The organism is Pseudochrobactrum sp. AO18b, from assembly GCF_000409565.1.
Classification (GTDB): domain Bacteria; phylum Pseudomonadota; class Alphaproteobacteria; order Rhizobiales; family Rhizobiaceae; genus Pseudochrobactrum; species Pseudochrobactrum saccharolyticum.
This window is the reverse complement of the sequence record NZ_ANNO01000203.1, coordinates 1-18,318: the sequence shown is the minus strand read 5'-3', so window position 1 is coordinate 18,318 and position 18,318 is coordinate 1. Positions and strand designations below refer to the sequence as shown.

19 protein-coding genes are annotated in these 18,318 nt (G+C 43.3%); 13 read left to right on the top strand and 6 right to left on the bottom strand.

Translation table 11 applies throughout. From position 1 onward, the window contains the following. Positions 1–27 precede the first annotated feature (27 nt). From A918_RS0108525 to A918_RS0108510, 4 genes are read right to left on the bottom strand one after another with little or no spacing between them, the layout of a single operon-like run. Entirely contained in the window at positions 28–549 is a 522-nt protein-coding gene (locus tag A918_RS0108525) for a hypothetical protein (protein WP_028233562.1), read from the bottom strand. A gap of 23 nt (positions 550–572) precedes the next feature. Further along, positions 573–1,220, bottom strand: coding sequence for a thermonuclease family protein (locus A918_RS0108520; protein WP_245257307.1), 648 nt, complete (start codon positions 1,218–1,220; stop codon positions 573–575). 32 nt (positions 1,221–1,252) lie between these two features. Then, on the bottom strand, positions 1,253–1,789 hold the full coding sequence (locus A918_RS0108515; protein WP_022710656.1) for a thermonuclease family protein: 537 nt from the start codon (positions 1,787–1,789) through the stop codon (positions 1,253–1,255). After that, positions 1,786–2,394: a hypothetical protein gene (locus A918_RS0108510; RefSeq protein ID WP_022710655.1), complete on the bottom strand. Its 609-nt coding sequence runs from the start codon at positions 2,392–2,394 to the stop codon at positions 1,786–1,788. The genes A918_RS0108515 and A918_RS0108510 overlap by 4 nt, the downstream gene beginning before the upstream one ends. Positions 2,395–2,438: 44 nt before the next feature. On the opposite strand from A918_RS0108510, the gene A918_RS19930 reads away from it, so the two are divergent. Genes A918_RS19930 through A918_RS19925 form a run of 13 tightly spaced genes read left to right on the top strand, consistent with a single transcriptional unit; the run spans position 2,439 to position 15,381 of the window. After that, positions 2,439–3,458: a lytic transglycosylase domain-containing protein gene (locus A918_RS19930; protein WP_245257306.1), complete on the top strand. Its 1,020-nt coding sequence runs from the start codon at positions 2,439–2,441 to the stop codon at positions 3,456–3,458. Between the two features lie 12 nt (positions 3,459–3,470). Further along, on the top strand, positions 3,471–3,806 hold the full coding sequence (locus tag A918_RS0108500) for a TrbC/VirB2 family protein (protein ID WP_022710653.1): 336 nt from the start codon (positions 3,471–3,473) through the stop codon (positions 3,804–3,806). Next, complete coding sequence (locus A918_RS21495; RefSeq protein ID WP_084664719.1) at positions 3,803–4,102, top strand: type IV secretion system protein VirB3; 300 nt, start codon at positions 3,803–3,805, stop codon at positions 4,100–4,102. The genes A918_RS0108500 and A918_RS21495 overlap by 4 nt, the downstream gene beginning before the upstream one ends. Positions 4,103–4,104: 2 nt before the next feature. After that, positions 4,105–6,513: a VirB4 family type IV secretion/conjugal transfer ATPase gene (locus tag A918_RS0108495; RefSeq protein ID WP_022710652.1), complete on the top strand. Its 2,409-nt coding sequence runs from the start codon at positions 4,105–4,107 to the stop codon at positions 6,511–6,513. Further along, positions 6,506–7,588 carry a lytic transglycosylase domain-containing protein gene (locus A918_RS22400; protein WP_028233560.1) on the top strand — a complete coding sequence of 361 codons (1,083 nt, stop codon included), beginning with the start codon at positions 6,506–6,508 and terminating at the stop codon, positions 7,586–7,588. The genes A918_RS0108495 and A918_RS22400 overlap by 8 nt, the downstream gene beginning before the upstream one ends. Before the next feature lie 14 nt (positions 7,589–7,602). Beyond that, positions 7,603–8,322, top strand: a complete 720-nt coding sequence (locus tag A918_RS0108485; protein ID WP_028233559.1) for a type IV secretion system protein — start codon at positions 7,603–7,605, stop codon at positions 8,320–8,322. Beyond that, positions 8,322–8,546 carry a hypothetical protein gene (locus A918_RS0108480; protein ID WP_022710649.1) on the top strand — a complete coding sequence of 75 codons (225 nt, stop codon included), beginning with the start codon at positions 8,322–8,324 and terminating at the stop codon, positions 8,544–8,546. Before A918_RS0108485 ends, A918_RS0108480 begins: the two co-directional genes overlap by 1 nt. Next, positions 8,536–9,549 (top strand): type IV secretion system protein, encoded by a 1,014-nt coding sequence (locus tag A918_RS0108475; protein WP_022710648.1) that lies wholly within the window; start codon positions 8,536–8,538, stop codon positions 9,547–9,549. The genes A918_RS0108480 and A918_RS0108475 overlap by 11 nt, the downstream gene beginning before the upstream one ends. 16 nt (positions 9,550–9,565) lie before the next feature. Continuing rightward, positions 9,566–10,270 (top strand): virB8 family protein, encoded by a 705-nt coding sequence (locus A918_RS0108470; RefSeq protein WP_022710647.1) that lies wholly within the window; start codon positions 9,566–9,568, stop codon positions 10,268–10,270. Continuing rightward, positions 10,271–11,077: a P-type conjugative transfer protein VirB9 gene (gene virB9 / locus A918_RS0108465; protein WP_022710646.1), complete on the top strand. Its 807-nt coding sequence runs from the start codon at positions 10,271–10,273 to the stop codon at positions 11,075–11,077. Continuing rightward, positions 11,077–12,303, top strand: coding sequence for a type IV secretion system protein VirB10 (gene virB10, locus A918_RS0108460; RefSeq protein WP_022710645.1), 1,227 nt, complete (start codon positions 11,077–11,079; stop codon positions 12,301–12,303). The genes virB9 and virB10 overlap by 1 nt, the downstream gene beginning before the upstream one ends. Further along, positions 12,287–13,306, top strand: a complete 1,020-nt coding sequence (gene virB11, locus A918_RS0108455; RefSeq protein WP_022710644.1) for a P-type DNA transfer ATPase VirB11 — start codon at positions 12,287–12,289, stop codon at positions 13,304–13,306. The genes virB10 and virB11 overlap by 17 nt, the downstream gene beginning before the upstream one ends. 2 nt (positions 13,307–13,308) lie before the next feature. Then, positions 13,309–15,381: a type IV secretory system conjugative DNA transfer family protein gene (locus A918_RS19925; RefSeq protein ID WP_022710643.1), complete on the top strand. Its 2,073-nt coding sequence runs from the start codon at positions 13,309–13,311 to the stop codon at positions 15,379–15,381. Between the two features lie 27 nt (positions 15,382–15,408). Here A918_RS19925 and A918_RS0108445 read toward each other — a convergent pair whose 3' ends face one another. Further along, positions 15,409–15,639, bottom strand: a complete 231-nt coding sequence (locus tag A918_RS0108445) for a hypothetical protein (RefSeq protein WP_022710642.1) — start codon at positions 15,637–15,639, stop codon at positions 15,409–15,411. Then, a partial coding sequence (locus A918_RS22280) for an LPD7 domain-containing protein (protein WP_022710641.1) occupies positions 15,636–18,318 on the bottom strand: 2,683 nt, incomplete at its 5' end. The genes A918_RS0108445 and A918_RS22280, both read right to left, overlap by 4 nt.

The following is an 18,318-nucleotide window of genomic DNA, read 5'->3' as shown; positions in this document are numbered from 1 at the left end:
CACATTTCGATAGATATTGAAGTGATTTTAAAATCTCAGGTTGAAGTAAAAACGCTGTTTCACCCCTTGCTCATTCGGTATGTCGTAATAATAGGGGTTCTCTTTCCTCTTACGGGATTGAGAAATTGTATATCCGCGAATGTATTGATCATCGCTTCCACCATATTCAGGCGTAACACTGGCTTCAGGATATTCATTCGGATTTGGGCGCTTATTTACAAATCGAATGCACAGTTCGCTCGTGTCATGCTTTTCACCGATGGTTTGCGCAGCAAAGCCAGAAGGACATGGCTCATATGGCTCATATGCTGGTTTTCCAGTATTGCTATCTGGGCATATCGGCCAAGAAAAACCCGGCAATTTCATTGCAGCTATCAGCTTTGTCATTGGGGGCACGCAATATGGAACGCCTTGCCAAGAAGGTGCTGAACTCGCGGCACACATCAAGACCTGACAGCCCCATTCTACATTATCAGCACTGGCATTTTGGGCGCTAACACCAAGCAAACCGAATGCTGTAACGGCTGAGGCTATGGCAATATTTTTCATTGGCTTCATCCCACTATTGAACATTATCTATCGGTACGTTTTGGCTTTTGCCGTGCGTCCTGAAATGGTGGCGATATTTCGCTTTTTCGATCTGCAAGAATATTGAAGTCTGCATAGGGCTGGCGCTCTAGGGATTTATCAATCGCTCTTTGCCGCCATTCGTTCATATCGAGAACATAGGTTGACCACATGCCATAACGCTTACTCATAGCGGCATCTTGATATGAAACATAAAGCTGAGGGGCGCTTATAGGCTCGACAACACGCGCCCAACCCACACGCAACATTTCAAGCGCAAGGTCTTGTTTTCCAGTATAACAATAAGCCGTTGTAACGGCCTGCTGGTCATATCCAGCAATTCGACATGATATTTTTTGCTTACCAATCGTTCTTTTTAGCCATGCTTTCGCCAAGGCACCACACGGCACAGGCTGAGGGGCTTTTACAACTGATCGGTCAGTCCATTTTGGGTTCAATGCCCATTGCGGAAGCTCACAAGCATCAATATGCGCCAGCCTAACCGTTGCGTTTGAAGATGGAAAATAAAGTGTTCTTCCATCAATAACATTTGCATTTCCGGCAAAGGTAACGGGCGCGGGTGCTACATTTGGTGCAGGCTGATACGGAACATTCTGATTGATTATATCAGCTGCATTAACTGCTGCTGTCATACTGCACAATGCCGCTATAGTCGGAATCAATCTCATTGATTACCCCGTTTTTGTTTTGCCATTTGGCTTAATAAAATGGATGGGTGTTGAACGTCTTTGAACTTCCATAGTCCGGCTTGCTCATTGCGAGCTTGTTGCTCTGCAACTGCGTACTGCGGATAAACTGGCAGACCGTCATTGTTTAGTGCTGCAAATGCGAAGCCCGAAGTGATCATAACACTTGCTAAGTCGAGCCTATTTTTCCCAACAGTCGCATAGCAAAAAACATAAGTAATATTTTGCCCTTGAGCTATAGGCGCACAAATAGGTTTCGTATCTTGGATATATGCTGCGAACATAGCTAAAGAAGCATCGCCACAGTCTTGCTTGATACCTGACTCAACTGTGTAATATGTTCCGCGCAGACAAGATTGAACGCCATAAAGCCTAAACTTTTTGCCCGTTTCATCTGTCCACGTATCGCCAGTTTCAAGTGTAATACCAGCCTTCAAGTCAAAGTAGCCTTCAGGCGCGGCACTGGCTGGAGTAGCCAACAAAGCGGCAATGAAAAAACATTGTATCTTTTTCATTGGGCGACCTCACGATCATCAGCCCAAAATCCATAAGACCCATCTTTGCCGATTTGCTCTGCTTCAACTAGATCAGCTCTTTCAGCAGTACCGTTTTTCTTACGGTTAAGCCTAACAGCTCCAATTGAAAGAAGCTGTTCTTCAAGCATATCAACGCTATCCAGTGCATTCGGAAAATTATAGTAGCCGTAGCAAGTAGCGTTCTGATTGCTCGCATTTTTTTCTGAGATAAATGCGCGACAATATAAAACCTTTGGTGCTTTGAGCATTATTTGCAGCTGCTCTTTGGCATAGTCACTGCATGATCCTGCATAATCTTCTTTCCGGTTCACAAAATCGCCCTTGCAGGGTTCAATTCCCCATAACTTCAAAGAAGTCTTTGAATTGACCTGAATGCCAAGGTCATCATTTGCAGAAAAGCCGGTTTCACTGGCAAAGCCTTTGCGCTCGGACACTTTGCCGTCAGCTCCGTAATACTCAATAACAAGTACGGATTTTCCCGGCGCTGCAAGGCTACGAACGTAGGTTTTATCAATCTGCGGTGCTGCGGATGCAGAGCCTGCAATTAAGCAGGTTAAAACAGCAAGTTTTGAAATTCCCCTCATATGAACCTCACAGCGTAATTTACCACCTATTCAAGACTTGCCTTGTGCCAAATGAGGCAATACAAAGCAAGACTACACGACTAAAAAGATCACGTAACTCTATCAACATTACCAAATTTTATGCTATTAACAACGGTACGATATTAATTTCTGTAGGGGTGGATGCAGTGACAATGCGGAAAAAGGTTAAAGTGCTATTAAGCTGCGTCGCAATATGCACAACATATTTAGCTACCGTTTCAATCTCTCAAGCTATTGATATTAAAGAATTTAATGCGCGTTCGGGCGAGAAAACCGACAATAAATTCCATGAAAGATGGGGAGCAGTACCAAGCCAACCTTCAAATGATATTAACCTTATTGTCTCTGCCTATGCTCCATTAAGCAAATCAACAACTAGGCAAAATTTAGCAACTTTAGAGACGAATGAAACGGGTCAAATCCGTGGCAATAATGTGACAGAGGTTGCTAAAAAACGTCAAGTTGGACTAATCGAGGCTGATACAATTCAGACTGAGGCCAATTCGCAAAGTGTATGCGGTGCCTCTCCGTATGATGCTGAAACCATTCGCAAGATGGTCGAAAGTTCGGCACAGCGTCATGAAGTCGATGAAAAATTTGCAGCAGCTATTGCGTGGACAGAAAGCCGGTTTGACCGCTCCCGTAACTCGCCTAAGGGCGCTCGCGGTGCAATGCAGCTCATGCCGCGAACCGCTGCTCAATACGGCGTGAAAGACATTTGCGACCCCCAAGCCAATATTGAAGCTGGTGTTCGTCACCTTCGTTCACTTCTTGATGAATTTGAAAATCCGCTTTTGGCAGCAGCGGCATACAATGCAGGTTCAAGCCGCATCTACGAGTATCAAGGCATCCCACCTTTCAAAGAAACCGTGGGTTATGTGGCTGAAGTCGTCAATTTTATGATCGACCGACCAATGCCTTCAAAAAAATCAGGTTCAGGAAAGGCAATTGCTTCAGTTGCCGCGAACGACCCCCCCCAAGATACCGGCGTTATTCCAGTCAAAAAAACTGGAACATTCGTCGGTGGCGTTATGCACTTCTAAAGGAGTTTTAAAATGCTAAGTGCAAAAAATAAAATCACACGTTTTGTAAATGCAAAACGGTTCTTTGCCGCGCCAGCAGCAATTTCTGCAATGCTGCTACTTACCGAAAATGCCTACGCTCAATCGAATGCCTTTGCGCCACTGAGCAAAGCTATTCAAATGATTATTGATTTCATTACAGGACCTTTTGGCACATCTGTTGCCATTATTGCAGTAATGGGTCTCGGCTTTTTGGCTTTGGCAGGGCGCTTGTCGTGGATAATGGCAGGCGGGGTAATTCTTGGCATTGGTATTGTGTTTGGCGCTCCACAAATCGTTCCAGAGCTAATTAGTGCGGTCGGCAAATGAACGAATACGAGGACGAAAAACCAACCATTATACCTTTGGTTATCGGGCTAACGCGCTCCCCAACACTTTGGGGAGTTCCTTACATGGCCGTGGTTATCGTTATTGCCGTGTCGATTATTGCTTGGCTAATTTCCAAATCATTTTGGGCAATCTTAACCGCTCCGATTTGTTACGTAGTTCTGTTTGCACTTTGTGCAAGAGACGCCCGTTTTCTGGACGTTCTACAGGTCTGCACCTCTAAAACCCCACGAACAAGAAACCGCACTTTTTGGGGCGCTAACTCTTACAGGTCATAATGATGCTTAAAGTTGTCAGAGAAGAATTAGGCTTAGGCAAGGTTGCTCATAATGAGCGGCCTATGTCACATCATCTTCCGTATATGCGCCATGTTTCAGAACGAATTATTGCGCTGGAAGACGGTACACTTATGTGCGTACTCAAGCTGAATGGTCTTTTCTTTCAAACTGAGGATCAGTCAGAATTAAATCTACGCAGCGCAGTTCAAAACACCATTATTAAGGCACTTGGATCTAGCCAATTTTCAGTTTGGTCTACTGTAATCAGACGTGAAATTTCTGCCGAAATTCAAGGCAGTTTTGACGATAATTTTTCTGAGCGGCTGAATACAACATATATGCAAAAGCTGCTCAAAAAACGCATGTTTACAAATGAGCTATACCTTACCATTTTGAAGTCAAACATGCGCGGCGCTCTTGGCCTTGCTGATTATGTGAGCAATCTTCTCTCAGGTAAGGGCAAACATAATTATGAAGCTCGAAGAGAAGATATAACAGAGCTTGATGAATTAATCAGCAATCTTCAAGGCCAATTTGAAAAGTATGGCGCACGACCACTTGGCGTAACATATCGGAATGACGAGCCATATTCGGAACCATGTGAGTTTTTAAATCAAATTTTAGATGGTGGGCGCTTCAGAAAAATGCGTCTGCCACGTATGGGTATTTCATCATATGTCGGTTCAAGTCGCCTACATTTTGGTAAGCGTACAATGCAAATCCAAGGGGCTACATCGAGTGAAAATCACTTTGGTGCAATGATCTCAATTAAAGAGTACCCGCCTTTCACAGCTCCGGGAATGCTCGACAATTTGCTGCAAGTAAATCACGAGTTCATTCTCACACAATCATTTACACTTGCTGATAAGCCTATTGCTCAAGAACGTATTTCCCGCCTTCAGCGCCAAATTCAAGCTTCTGACGAGGCTGGCAGTTCTGTTGAAACGGATATTGACGGCGCACTAAATAGTCTCGTCAATCAAGAGGCTGTTTTTGGCAACCATCACCTCTCACTGCTGTGCCTCTCGAAGTCTTTAGATGGACTAAACAAAACGGTTTCTGATTTAGGAACATGCCTTACTGAAACAAATATAAATTGGATACGTGAAGATTTAAATTTAGAAGCAGCCTTCTGGGCGCAAATGCCGGGAAACCACGCATATATTGCACGTAAATCTATGCTTTCTAGTGCAAATTTTGCTGGTCTATCATCACTTCATAATTTTGCGTCTGGACGTTCTGAAAATTTGCATTGGGGTTCTCCAATCTCCCTATTGGAGACAACCTCACAAACGCCATTCTATTTTAATTTTCATCAGCGTGACGTTGGTCACTTTACTGTAGATGGACCAACTGGCTCAGGTAAAACGGTCGTTCTCAATTTTTTATTATCACAGGCACGACGCGTAAGCCCTACTCCACGCGCAGCCTTCTTCGATAAAGACCGTGGTGCTGAAATTTTCATTCGTGCGATTGGCGGGAATTATGAAACGCTAAATCCGGGTGATAGAACTGGCTTCAACCCATTTCATTTAGAAAATACCAATGGAAACAAAGAGTTTTTATTCCGTCTTGTTAAAGTCATGCTTTCATATGGCTCAAATGAATTTTCACAAGAAGATAGGGATACGATTGAATCTGCATTGAATACACTCATGTCGTATCCTCTTCATGAGCGTAACCTGTCTAATTTACGTGAGTTGCTGTCAGGTCGGTCAAAAGCGAATGCAAACGATTTATCATCTCGTTTACGACCTTGGATCGACGGTGAAAAAGCGTGGGTTTTTAATTCCCCAAGAGACGTTTTAGATTTTACCAAAACGACCGTTTTCGGATTTGACATGACGAATATCTTAGATATTCCGGAAGTCCGTACACCTGTTCTTATGTACCTGTTTCATCGTTTCGATGAAATGTTGAACGGTGATCCAGCTATGTTCTTTATGGATGAAGGCTGGAAACTTTTGCAGGATGAAGAATTTTCATCCTTCATTGTCGATAAAATGAAAACCATTCGTAAGCTGAACGGGCTTGTTGGATTTGGTACTCAGTCTGCGGCTGATATTACAAAAGCCAAAGCATCCCATACCATTATCGAACAGTCAGCGCTCAACATTCATTTTCCAAATCCGCGAGCCGATGAAGAGAGCTATATAAAGCGCTTTGGCCTGTCGATTAAAGAATATCAATACATAAAAAATACAGCGCCTGAGAGTCGATCTTTCTTGATTAAGCAAGGCAATGACTCTGTTATTGCCCGTTTGGATCTGTCCGCAATGCCGGATTTAATCAAAGTGCTGTCGGCAAATAAAGCCAGCTTAGACGAATGCGCTGCTCTCAGAGAAAAATACGGGGACGACCCTAAACATTGGCTACCAATTTTCTGCGGTTGGGAGAATGACGATGCTTAGATTAAAAGTGTATTCGCCAATTATTGCAGCTGCAATTATATGTTCATCAACCGCCTACGCTCAGGTGCCGGTTATTGATAATAGAAACTTGTCTGAAAAAAATAAACGACAAGATTCAACTGAAAATATTAAAAAAAATGACAATGTGCGCAAAGAACGCACAACCTGTGTTGCTGGTGCAGTTTATCGACCATCACGCCGAGACGATCCACAAGCAGCCATTAATAACAATCCTGAAATTGCTGGTATGGCAAAAAGGATTGCGTTGCAGGAAGGTCTTGACCCTGATCTATTCCTTGCACTGATTTATCAAGAGAGCCGCTTTAATCCATGTGCGCGGTCGCCAGTTGGTGCCTATGGTCTAACACAATTAATGCCGGGTACAGCAAAAGATTTAGGCGTTAATCCGCACAACATGGAAAGTAATTTGCGTGGTGGCGCTCGTTACCTAAAGCAGCAGCTAAAGCGCTATAATGGGGACGTTTCCAAGGCATTGGCCGCATATAATGCGGGACCTGGGAACGTCAACAAATATGGCGGCGTACCACCCTTTAAAGAAACTCGTGGATACGTTCACAACATTACTCAAAAATGGCTTCCAAAAATCAACGGCAAAGCTGTTCCTGTAAATTATGGCGGCGCATCCTTTGAAAGCGGAAATGCTTATACCCAAGCAATCGACACCGCCAATTCATCAGAAAAAATCAGCACTTCAATAACTGAAAGTAGCGGAAATGTTGCTTCGTGGCTCAACCAGCTCGGCGGCACATACACCGATACCGTTCAAGATAGCTACGATCTTAATTCAGGTGCGAGAAACGCAAATATTGAAATGTTCAACCGCGCAATTCTGGTCGGCTCTGCCTTCGCTGATTTAATAAACTCCAAAAATAAGCTTGGTGCCGCAGCATTGTCAGGAAGTTCAAATTCTCTAAAATTTAAAAGAGATAAAGAAGAAACCACTGAAACAAAAGATAAATGCGCAAATCTTGAAGGTTCAAAATGGAATGAAGAAAGTCAAAGCTGCATTTATCCCCCTGATGAACAAAACAAACTTATGCTCAAACCAGAATAGGAACTGCTGATATGATGAAAAAAACCTCCCTCATTACGACAGCAATCATTCTCATGACTGGTACAGCCTATGCTGACGTGCCGGTTATAGATAATCGGAATTATACAATTGCCAAAAAAACGGCCGAAACAACAAAAGATATTTTGGATGTTAACGGCAAGATTTTGACTAAGGTTGAAGAAACATTGTCGGCCATGACAGGCGACCGAAAAGATTCCTCTGAAGGCTTCAAGTCGCTTGCGGTTGGAAACGGTTTCTCGGTTTCCTCAATACCGTCATTCGATAACCTTATGTCGAGTGGTGGCTTAGATCTTAGTGGATTTGGTTCTGACCTCGGCAAAACAGTTGAAACCTTTATGAAAGGTCTGCAACTTGTCGAGAAAATTTCTGGTGGCTTGAAAAATAAATCTGGTGATCAAGGCTATCAGCAGCTTATTTCAACAGTGGCCGGTGTCTCTGCCCTTGTTCAAGGAACGCAATCTGCGGTTCAAACGCGTACAGAAAGTCTGAAGTCTGCTGGTGAGAAGATTGGTGATGCTAAAGACATTAAAGGCTCCATCGACCAGAATACTCAATTGCAGGTTCAAACTGGTCTAACCATCAATGAATTGATCGGCGTAATGAATGGCGCCGTACAGTCTTTGCAGGTTGAAAACCAACAAAACCTGATTTCCATTACCAATTCATCGCAAGCGCTGAAATGGAAAGCTCCTCATGTTGGGAGCGTAAAATAATGAACAAGCGTTTCTTCTCTATTTCGACTTTTGTTGTTTTGATTTCTGTTCTCTCTGCATGCGGAACAGTCAAAGAAAAAACATCACCATGCAAACGCCCAACTGAACTTTTGGGATTTTATCAAGAACCGATGAATTGTGGTTCAATGGAACTGATCAATCAAACTGAAGCAGCTTTAGCTCTGCGTGAATTGATTGGGGAAGAGGTTCAGTATGGAAACTGACTTCGTAGGAAAACTCCTGCAAAATCTTGATCGGATCGGCGGCAATTTCAGCGAGGCTGCTTTCAGCTCATTCGATAGTCAAATTATGCCTCTCTTGAATGTTCTCGTTATTACGTATGTTGCAATATACGGATTACGGCTCATGCTTGGCGTGACATCTATCTCTGCGGCTGAAGTTGTAGTTCATCTGACCAAAGTTGTAGCCGTGACTACTCTGGCGACGAAATGGAGTCTTTTCAATGATCTCATTTACTCATGGATCATTGCTATACCTGATGGCGTTGGTCAGTTAGTCCTTAATGCTGCTGGTGGTTCAACCACAAAGACAACCAATGGTCTTTCTGCAATTGTTGAGCAGGCAAATACGATAAATCACGCCTTTAATGCTGCTGCTGGCTGGCGCAATTTAGGACCAATTTTGCTCGGATTTTTCGTATTAGGCATAGCCTATTTTTTGGTTGGCGTAGCACTAATGCTACTTATGATTTCTAAAGTAGCGCTTTGGATACTTATCGGCACCGCTCCGCTTTTTATTGCCTGCTATCTTTTCAGCGTTTCTCGACGATTGACTGATGGGTGGATAACGCAAGTACTCGCATATTCACTCATGCCGGTTTTCACGTATGGCGCTTGTGCAATCATTATCGCGACAATGAAGTCTGCTTTAAGCGACACTGATTATAGCACTCTTTCACTAGAAGATTTGTCGGGACTAGGCGCTATTTTCATCTTAGTTGCGCTTGCTGGTCTGTATATTCTCTTCACCATCCAAACAATGGCTCAAGGTGTTGTTGGCACTGTTATGCTTTCTGCAGGCGACTTTGCCCGTAGGGCAAAAAACATATCCTATGGAGCTGCACGATCGACGGTCGGTACTTCTGCAAAAGGTCTTGCTGCTGGTTACAGAAAATTCCGTGGCGGCGGTTCTGATGGTGGTTCTATCTCAAATGCAAGTCAGGATGCACTCGCAAGGCAAGTGCAAAACCATAGCCGTCCAAGGTAAGAGCGGAAGTTAAATCATGTCAAAAACACATTCAAAAACCGATGAAGATTTGCGCTCATACTATCAAAGCGGTGATCAATGGGAGCAACAGATTTATAAAAAGGCTATTCGTTCAAAACGTATGGCTCAGTTTGTCGCTCTGATTTCATCCTGTGTTGCAGTTCTTTCAATCTTAACGCTTATGATGCTTGTACCGCTCAAAACTTTTGAGCCGTACATCGTTATTGTCGATAAAAACACCGGATATACTGAAGTTAAATCCGGCCTAACTGTCGAAGATGATTTAACAGACAAGCAGGCTGTAACTCAGGCGAATATCGTTCGTTATATTCGTACCCGCGAAGGATATGATCCTTATGCGATTGAAGAAAATGTGTCTTTGGCCGGATTGCTATCAACTGGCACTGCCGCGAATGAATTGCAGCGACTTTACAGCATTTCTAACTCTCAAAATCCGACACGGATTTACGGGAAAAACAAAAGACTTCTCGTCAATATTAAATCTGTAACAATGCCCAACGATAATACGGCATTGGTGCGTTTTTCTCTGACTGAAAAATCAGAAACTGATGCCATTGAACGCCATTATATTTCAGTTGTTCGGTTCCGTTACACGGACACACCAGCAACAAATGAATGGCGTTTTGAAAATCCCCTTGGGTTCCAAGTTTACGATTATCGCCGTGAACAGGAAACCATCACAAATGGGGACGTAAAATAAATGAAGAAGATGTTTTTAATGGGCTGTTTTATAGCAGCATCTTCAGGACTGGCCTTTGGGGCGCAAGCTCCAAAGCCGGGCAACTTAGATCCGCGTGTAACCACAGTTGTTTATCAGTCAAATAACGTGCTGAAGGTGAATGCAACACATGGCATTTCAACCGCAATTATTTTTGAAAACGATGAACGGCTAGAAACAATTGCTCTTGGCGATACTGAAAGCTGGCAGGTTACGCCAAATGAACGCAAGAACATTTTGTTTGTGAAGCCTGTTGCAAACAATGTGCCTACCAATATGAACATTGTTACGAATAAACGCATGTATTTTATTGAGTTGGTCGATAATAAACCTAGTGCCGGCTCAAAAGTTTTTGGTGTCCGATTTATCTATCCAGAAAATGCGGTCAACAATGCTATGCGTAAAGAGGCCGAGTATCGAGCAGCCAATCCTAACATTTCAAAAATCAACAAAGAGAACGTCAACATTGACTACTCTTTCACAGGCTCGACGTTGATTAAGCCAACTGTTGTTTTCGATGATGGGAATAAAACATTCCTAAAATTCAAAGGAAAGACACCGGCAATATTCACCGTCAATCCCGATTACTCTGAAACCCTCGTCAACTTCCGAAAAGAGGGCGAGTACATCGTTGTAGATTCAACTGCCACACAGTTTACGTTACGTGATGGTGCTACATGGACATGCGTTTTCAATCTCCGCAAACCCGACTTTGCTGCTCCTGATCCAGACATTATGGCACCGAAACAAGAGACCACATCAAGCAAGCGTAGGGGGAGCGGAAACTAATGTCTCATTCTCCAGAATTAGAAGCACTATCTCGTCAAGATGATGCAGCAGTGGCAGACAAAAGCCAAAAGAATAAGCAGAATATTTTAAAAGCTGCATTCGTGGCTATGTCCATCGTCGTAATGTATCTCGTATTTACGAACAGTGGCTCGAAAACGAAAACATCGAAAAATATTAATGAGGAATTTCATACATCAACATTTAGTCCACCCTCTTTTGTTCGTGATGGAGAGGTAACGCCTGAAGCTCCTACAGACAATCAGCTGGTCATAATTCCACCACCGCCAGCTGAGGAAAAACCTATTGAAAATGTGGCTGAATTTGATGTACCTCCACCACCACCGCTTCAGGTGATTGAACCCGTCAGCACCGTGATTGAACCTACCATTTCAGAAGAGGAAGAATTTCCTTCGCGCTTCCGTTCTCCAATGGTTGCATTTGACCAAAGTACCGGTGCCAATACTGGCGGGGGCTTTGGTGGTTCAAGTGATGGTGCTGGTTCACCGACAGTTGCCGGTACAGATTCACATAGCCAATTTCTTGCAACTGCATCAGCAGTGAATAATAAAGCTTCTATTGCGAGCAAGATTAGTCGTGTGGATGCGACTGTGACTGAAGGAACCTTAATTCCTGGCATTCTTGAAACTGCAATAGTAAGTGACCTACCGGGTCAAATACGTGCGGTTACAGCTGCGGACGTTTATTCGATGGATGGTCGCAGAGTGCTTATTCCATCCGGCACCCGACTTATTGGCGAATATCAATCTTCAGTTATGACCGGTCAAACTCGCGTCTTTGTAGTTTGGACGCGCCTTATTCGCGATGATGGAGTGAATATTCGTCTGAACTCTTTTGGTTCTGATGGTCTTGGCCGTGTCGGATTAACCGGCAATGTTGATAAAAAATTCCGCGAGCGTTTTGGTTCCGCAATTTTGTTGTCAATCGTGGGTGCTGGCGCAAGCTATGCTGCCGGTTATGGTGATCGCGCTACTGGAAGTACCAACTCAAAAAGTGGCGAAGAATTAGCTCGCGATACAATTGCCAGAACATTCTCTGAAATGGCCAATGAAGCGCTGCGTGACGGTTTACAAGTTAAACCAACTATCACTGTCCACCAAGGCGCTAACATTCATGTTTTCGTAAGGCAGGATCTCGATTTCTCCGCCTTTTATGATGATCCGGTGACAGAAGAATTGAAGGAAATTCAACGTGAGCGTCGCAGATAATATCGCCATTATCCCGCAAAGTAACTTCGTTCTCAACGACGCTCTGAAGCCAATATTACACTTGCTTCAGGACGATAAAATAGTTGAGATTTCCATTAATAAACCATGCCAAGTTTTCATTGAGGAACTTGGCAAACCTCATATGGATTATATTGAAATTCCTGAGTTAACTGAGCAAGCGATACTTCATATAGGGCAACGTGTAGCCACTGCAACTAAGCAGAGTATCAATGAGCAAACCCCTATTCTCAGTGCTTCAATTGATCACTTTAAAGCACGTATTCAGGTTGTGCTGCCTCCAGCTGCTCCAGAAGGCGGGGCTATTTCAATTCGTCGTCAGGTTTTAAATGACTTTTCTCTTGAGCAATATAATGAGCTTGGCGCATTTGATGCTGTAAAGCTGGCCGGTGAAGAAGAAGATAAAGTTGACACAAAATTGCACGAGCTGCTGAAAAAGGCTGATTATTATTCGTTTATCAAAGCTGCTATCGCTAAACGAAAAACCATAATGATTGCTGGCGGTACTTCATCAGGTAAGACAACATTTTTGAATGCTTGTTTAAAATCTGTCGATGACAATGAGCGTGTGATCACAATTGAAGATACTCGTGAATTACTTCCTCCACAAAAAAATACCTTGCACTTAGTAGCTTCAAAAGGTGGGCAAGGCACAGCGAATGTGTCTGTCCAAGACCTTCTTGAATCAACTTTGCGTATGCGGCCCGACCGTTTGTTTGTAGGTGAAATTCGTGGTTCTGAAGCATTCACATTACTCCAAGCCATTAACACAGGGCATCCGGGGTCAATGTTCACTATTCACGCAAATAATCCTCAAATGGCTTACGAGCGGCTTGCTATGATGATGATGCAATCCGGTTTGACAAATGGCTTCGCAAAATCCGACCTTCTGAGTTACATCAAGATGGTCATTCCAATCGTGGTACAGGTCAAGAATATCAACGGAAAGCGTGGAGTCTCAGAAATTTCATTTTGTCGGGGGTAATTATGAGTAAATCGTTTTCAATCGCTTACGTCATATTTTGCCTCTTCATTGCATTCATTTTATGGATGCTATTTTACGGAATTGGACTAGCAATTTTTTTCAAAGACGGCCGAGTTTTGAAGGCAACGATTACCGACAATTTTTTTGCTTCATTTAAGCAAGTCTGGTTCTACTACAATCATTCGACCGTACAAAAAGTAGCGCTTGGCGCTATAGCTCCAACAGCTATTTTTACTTCATGGGTCTGTTGGTTAGGTTTGCGAAAATCATCAAATCCGCTTGGTGATGCTGAGTTTCAGACCATCCCAACACTACTAAAAAACAAATGGTTTCAAAAAAAAGGTCATTATTTCGGACGCATGGGGTCTAGGCTCTTACGTCGCAAAGATGATCGGCATCATTTAATAATCGGACCAACTCGCTCTGGTAAGGGTATCAGCTATGTCATTCCAAATGCCCTTACGCATGAAGGTTCAATGATCGTAACTGACCTGAAAGGCGAAGTGTTTGAATTAACTGCTGGCTATCGACGCAAAAAAGGAAATGCGGTTTTTCTTTTTGCTCCTGGGAGTGAGAATACAAACCGCTGGAATCCGATAGATTTTATTCGTGAAGGTCGCGGAGATAGAACGACCGATATTCAGAATATGGCTAACATTTTAATTCCTGAATCTCAGGGAGAAAATGCAGTATTTCAAGGTTTGGCACAGCAGCTTTTAGCAGGAATTATCAGCTATATGCTCGATAGTCCGCATTATGAAAATCATAGAAATCTTGCTGAAGTAAATTCATTTATAAATTCCGGTCTCGATTTACAAAAGCAAATCGCGCTCATTTTGAAACAAGAGCCCTATTTGTCTAAGTTTACCAATGAAAGCTTCAATAGCTATCTAGGGTTAAGTGACCGTGTTGCAGCCTCTACGTTGGTTGATATTCAAAACGCCATGCGTCCATTTAAAAATGAACGCATCGCATCAGCTACAACTGTCACTGATATTGATCTTAAATCTATGAAGCATAAACCAGTCACGGTTTACCTCGCTCCTAAAATCAATGACGTATCACTTCTAAAACCGCTGCTCACTCTGTTTGTGCAACAGGTCTTGGATCTTCTCACGCTTGAATTTGATAAAAATTCATTGTCCGTCTATTTTCTACTTGATGAATTTCGCCAGCTTAAAAAAATGTCCGAAGTGATCAACAAGCTACCCTATGTAGCTGGCTATAATATCAAAATGGCATTTGTCATTCAGGATCTAAAAAACCTTGATGAAATATACGGTGAAACGTCACGTTATTCTCTACTCGGTAACTGTGGCTATCAAATATGCCTTGCTGCGAATGATCAGGCTACAGCTGAATATTTTTCTAAGTCTCTCGGCCGGAAAACAATTCGCTATCAATCTGAATCGAGAACGATAGAATTGATTGGCATACCTCGGAGAACAAAGGTCGAGCAAATCCGCGAACGCGATTTGATGATGCCGCAAGAAGTTCGACAAATGCCCGCTGACAGAATGATTTTATTGCCTCAAGGTGAGGCTCCAATATTTGGACAGAAAATCCAGTATTTTAAAATTGCTGAATTTAATAATGCGGTCGAATATTCACAAAATCACCAGCCGGTAATTTCTGCTATTGAATACTATGTACCACTGCTCCCTGTAGCAAAGCGTCTTTTGGCAGAGCCAAAATCTCAGACAGAAGAGGACAATTCTATTCAACCGGCAGCCGAAGAAACTCCGGTTCAACCTGAAGTCTCTGAAGCAAAAACTCCCCCTACTCCGGTTAAGATCGTTCATAATGAAACCAGTTCATCGGTTTCCGATGGTTCAAATGATAATGCTGGTGAAAAGATTACTGAAGCAAAGCCGATTGTCGATCAGGACGAGATTGAGGATCAACGGAATGAAGAATTTTTTAAATTAAGAAAAGCAAACAAAAGTGCAGTTAAAGATTTTAGCAAGCTAGGCAATAAGCTGGCAAAAGCTGAACCTTCGAAAAATCGGAAACAAGCATTATTAGCTATGTTAGATGCCGTTAATGCAGATATAGCGGCTGAGAATATTGACTAAAAAAAGCCGCTCAATGCGGCTTTTATTTTAGAATGGTAGCATAGCCATTAAAGCGGTATAGGTGTCTGAAGCCCATAATGTTGCCTTGTCAAACCAAGCATAAACAATATTTTCAAGCCATGTAATGAGCATAGCCAAGATCATGAAGGCAACGACAACAAAGAAAATCTTCACGCTAGCCACGGAATTTTCCTTGTCCTTCTTGCTCTCAGGAACTCGGACTTCATAAAATACAGGGCGATAATCTCCCCAACTCATCTATCATGCTCCATATCTTTATCGTGGTTCCACCCCATATCTTCAGCACGATTTACGTGTTGTGCAGGTGGATCTGTTCTGACGGTTTCTGCCTCTTTTAATACTGTTAGTTGCTCAATGTTAGCACGTTCTTGATCAGGCTTCGAGCTAAGATTATCCCTACCTACATCAGCAACTGGTTTCTGCTCAATTTTCACTTCTGGGCGTTCAAGCATTTCAGCTTTCCAAGCGCGACGTTCAACCTCAATTGTCTCGCGCACCTTGTTTCCGTCCACTTCTTTAATGATAGGTTTTTTGACCCATTCTTTCCCGTCCTCACGCAAATTGATCTTATCACCAATTTGAACGCCTGCCCTATTCAAAGCATCCGGAATACCTACGCCCCAAACTGTCTTTTCACCCTCTCCCGTTTCCAAAACAACAAACGGCGATTTTTCATTTTTTGGGTTATCTTGGTAGGGCTTCACACCAGATTCTAAAAGTTTGCCCTCAATACCGTCTTTGTATGTTGCGGCCTGTTTATTATCCACATGCTTCGTTGCTTCTGTATTAGGTTGTGAGCTAACGCCGATGTTCTCACGACCAGCTTCACGGTTTGGCTCCTGACTTTTATTCAGGTCTCGGTCACTGTTTGAAATTTCATTCTTTAGATACGCTTGTTCGCGGCGCTCAACTTCTTGCCAGTCAAGTTCAGTTGGTTTGTAACCCTTGGCTGTAATTCCGTGCGCCTGCGCCTCAATCCATGCTTCGCGTCTAAAATCAGCTGAGCCAGTTACATCAATACTCGTCCAACCTCGGTGTGCAGCTGTTTCAATCATAATGCGAACGCCATGTGCATCAAACTGCTTTGAACGTAAACGCTCGCCATTATCGACAAACATTTCACGCTCGGCCTTATGATCGTAAAAGACACGGTGTTGTTCCCCGTTCTTCTCCTCTCGAACATAATAGTGCTTTTCAACTTCTTCAGGATAACCATGCCGTTTTTTCTGATCTTCTTCAGGAATAGACGGACTATCAATTGCTTCAGTCGGCGCACTTGATACACCAGTCTCAAAAGCTGGAGCTGGTGCAAGTTTATCTTCTTCTAGTTGGGTGTGTTCAGGCACTCTTTCAGAAAGTTCTTGTTCAAAAAACGCTGCAAATTCACTTTCAACACTGCGCTTGATAATGTTGATTGACTGTTCTCTCTCTGCCTCTTGCTCATTGAAAAGCATCAATGATCGTTCAGTCTCAATTGTCTTTCTGGCAAGCGTGATTACTTCCTCATATTCCGCTCTATTGGCTTCAGGAATGATCTGCTCAACTTTATGAATGTTCTGTTCCGCAACTTTTTCATACGCTTCAAATTCTTGTCTATTCATGTTTGGCATTGCTGCTGCCTCCTGAGCTAAACTTATGACCGCTGCAACACCTGCTGCTACGGAATGATTGGGATTGAATGCGATTACTTTTCCTGTTTGATCGGTCTGAATTTCTAAAATTGTGTCGATAATTTTTGCGCAATAGTGCGTTGCTGTAGTGGCAATTTGAGTGTCCACATTTGCTATTGCCACTTTTTGCCAACTTACAGCGGCGTTTAATGCGTAGTCACGACTACGTACGGACTGTGCAATTTGGCGGACATTATCGCGCTTATTATTATAGCGCATAGCGGCACTGGCACTTACTGGCTCATGTTCTGTCCGAGCAATATTATCATTGTCATAAACAGGACGAACCTGTTTTGCAGAATATGCCGGTGCGCTCGCTAATTCGCGCCGGTCATTCATTTCCATTTTAATGCCGTTATCTCTAGCCTTCTCGGCCATAACTTCACGCCATTGCCTGAAGACTTCCGGCGTGGTCTGAAGTTTTATGCCTGCTTCAGATTTCATCGTGATAATAGCGTGTGCATGCACATGAGGACGCTTGCCGCCTGCACTTGCCTCTTTGGTGTCACTTTCCTCGTCATGCACAGCAAATACGTATTTATGACCACCAAACTGTTGGGATAAAAAATCGCGCACCGTTGATTGGAAAGCATTTACGTCAGTGCCAGGTCTAGCTGACATAATAACGTGCATTACATCACGGCCTTTCCGACTGTGCATATCCTGCCGCCAATTTTTTTGGACTAAATCACCGGCTTCGTCGTGCGTCCGAATAATGCGGCCATGTTCATTTTTTACCGCTTCGCCACTGTCAGCAACCAGTTCACGAACTTTATAGCTGCCATATTCAACGCCATTCCCGTACCCACGAAAACGGAAAGATACATTTAGCCCCTGCTCGATTGTTACCGCCCTTAATCGGTCGGCAATAATCGAATTTGCTTTTGCATCAGCAGTCAGACGCTCGCCTTGACTATTTCGCAGAACTGCAACGCCCGAAACATTGATACCACCGTTTCTATTGGCTGAAACCGAATAGACAAAATGACGATCTCCTAAGCCTGCTTTTAGAACACTAACCGCTAACTCGTCGTTATTTTGGCTCGCAGAATGTCCAGAAATTTCAAGACTGAACCCTGCTACGTCACGGGATTCTGTTCGATTTGACATGAGGCTCTGCCAGTCAGAACGGATCTCGCGCATATCTTCTTGACCAGAAACTTGCTGTCCTAAATGATTTTCCAGCCTTAGTTCGCCTGAACGTGACACATAATTCAGCATCGCACTAAGGCGGGAACCACCGCCA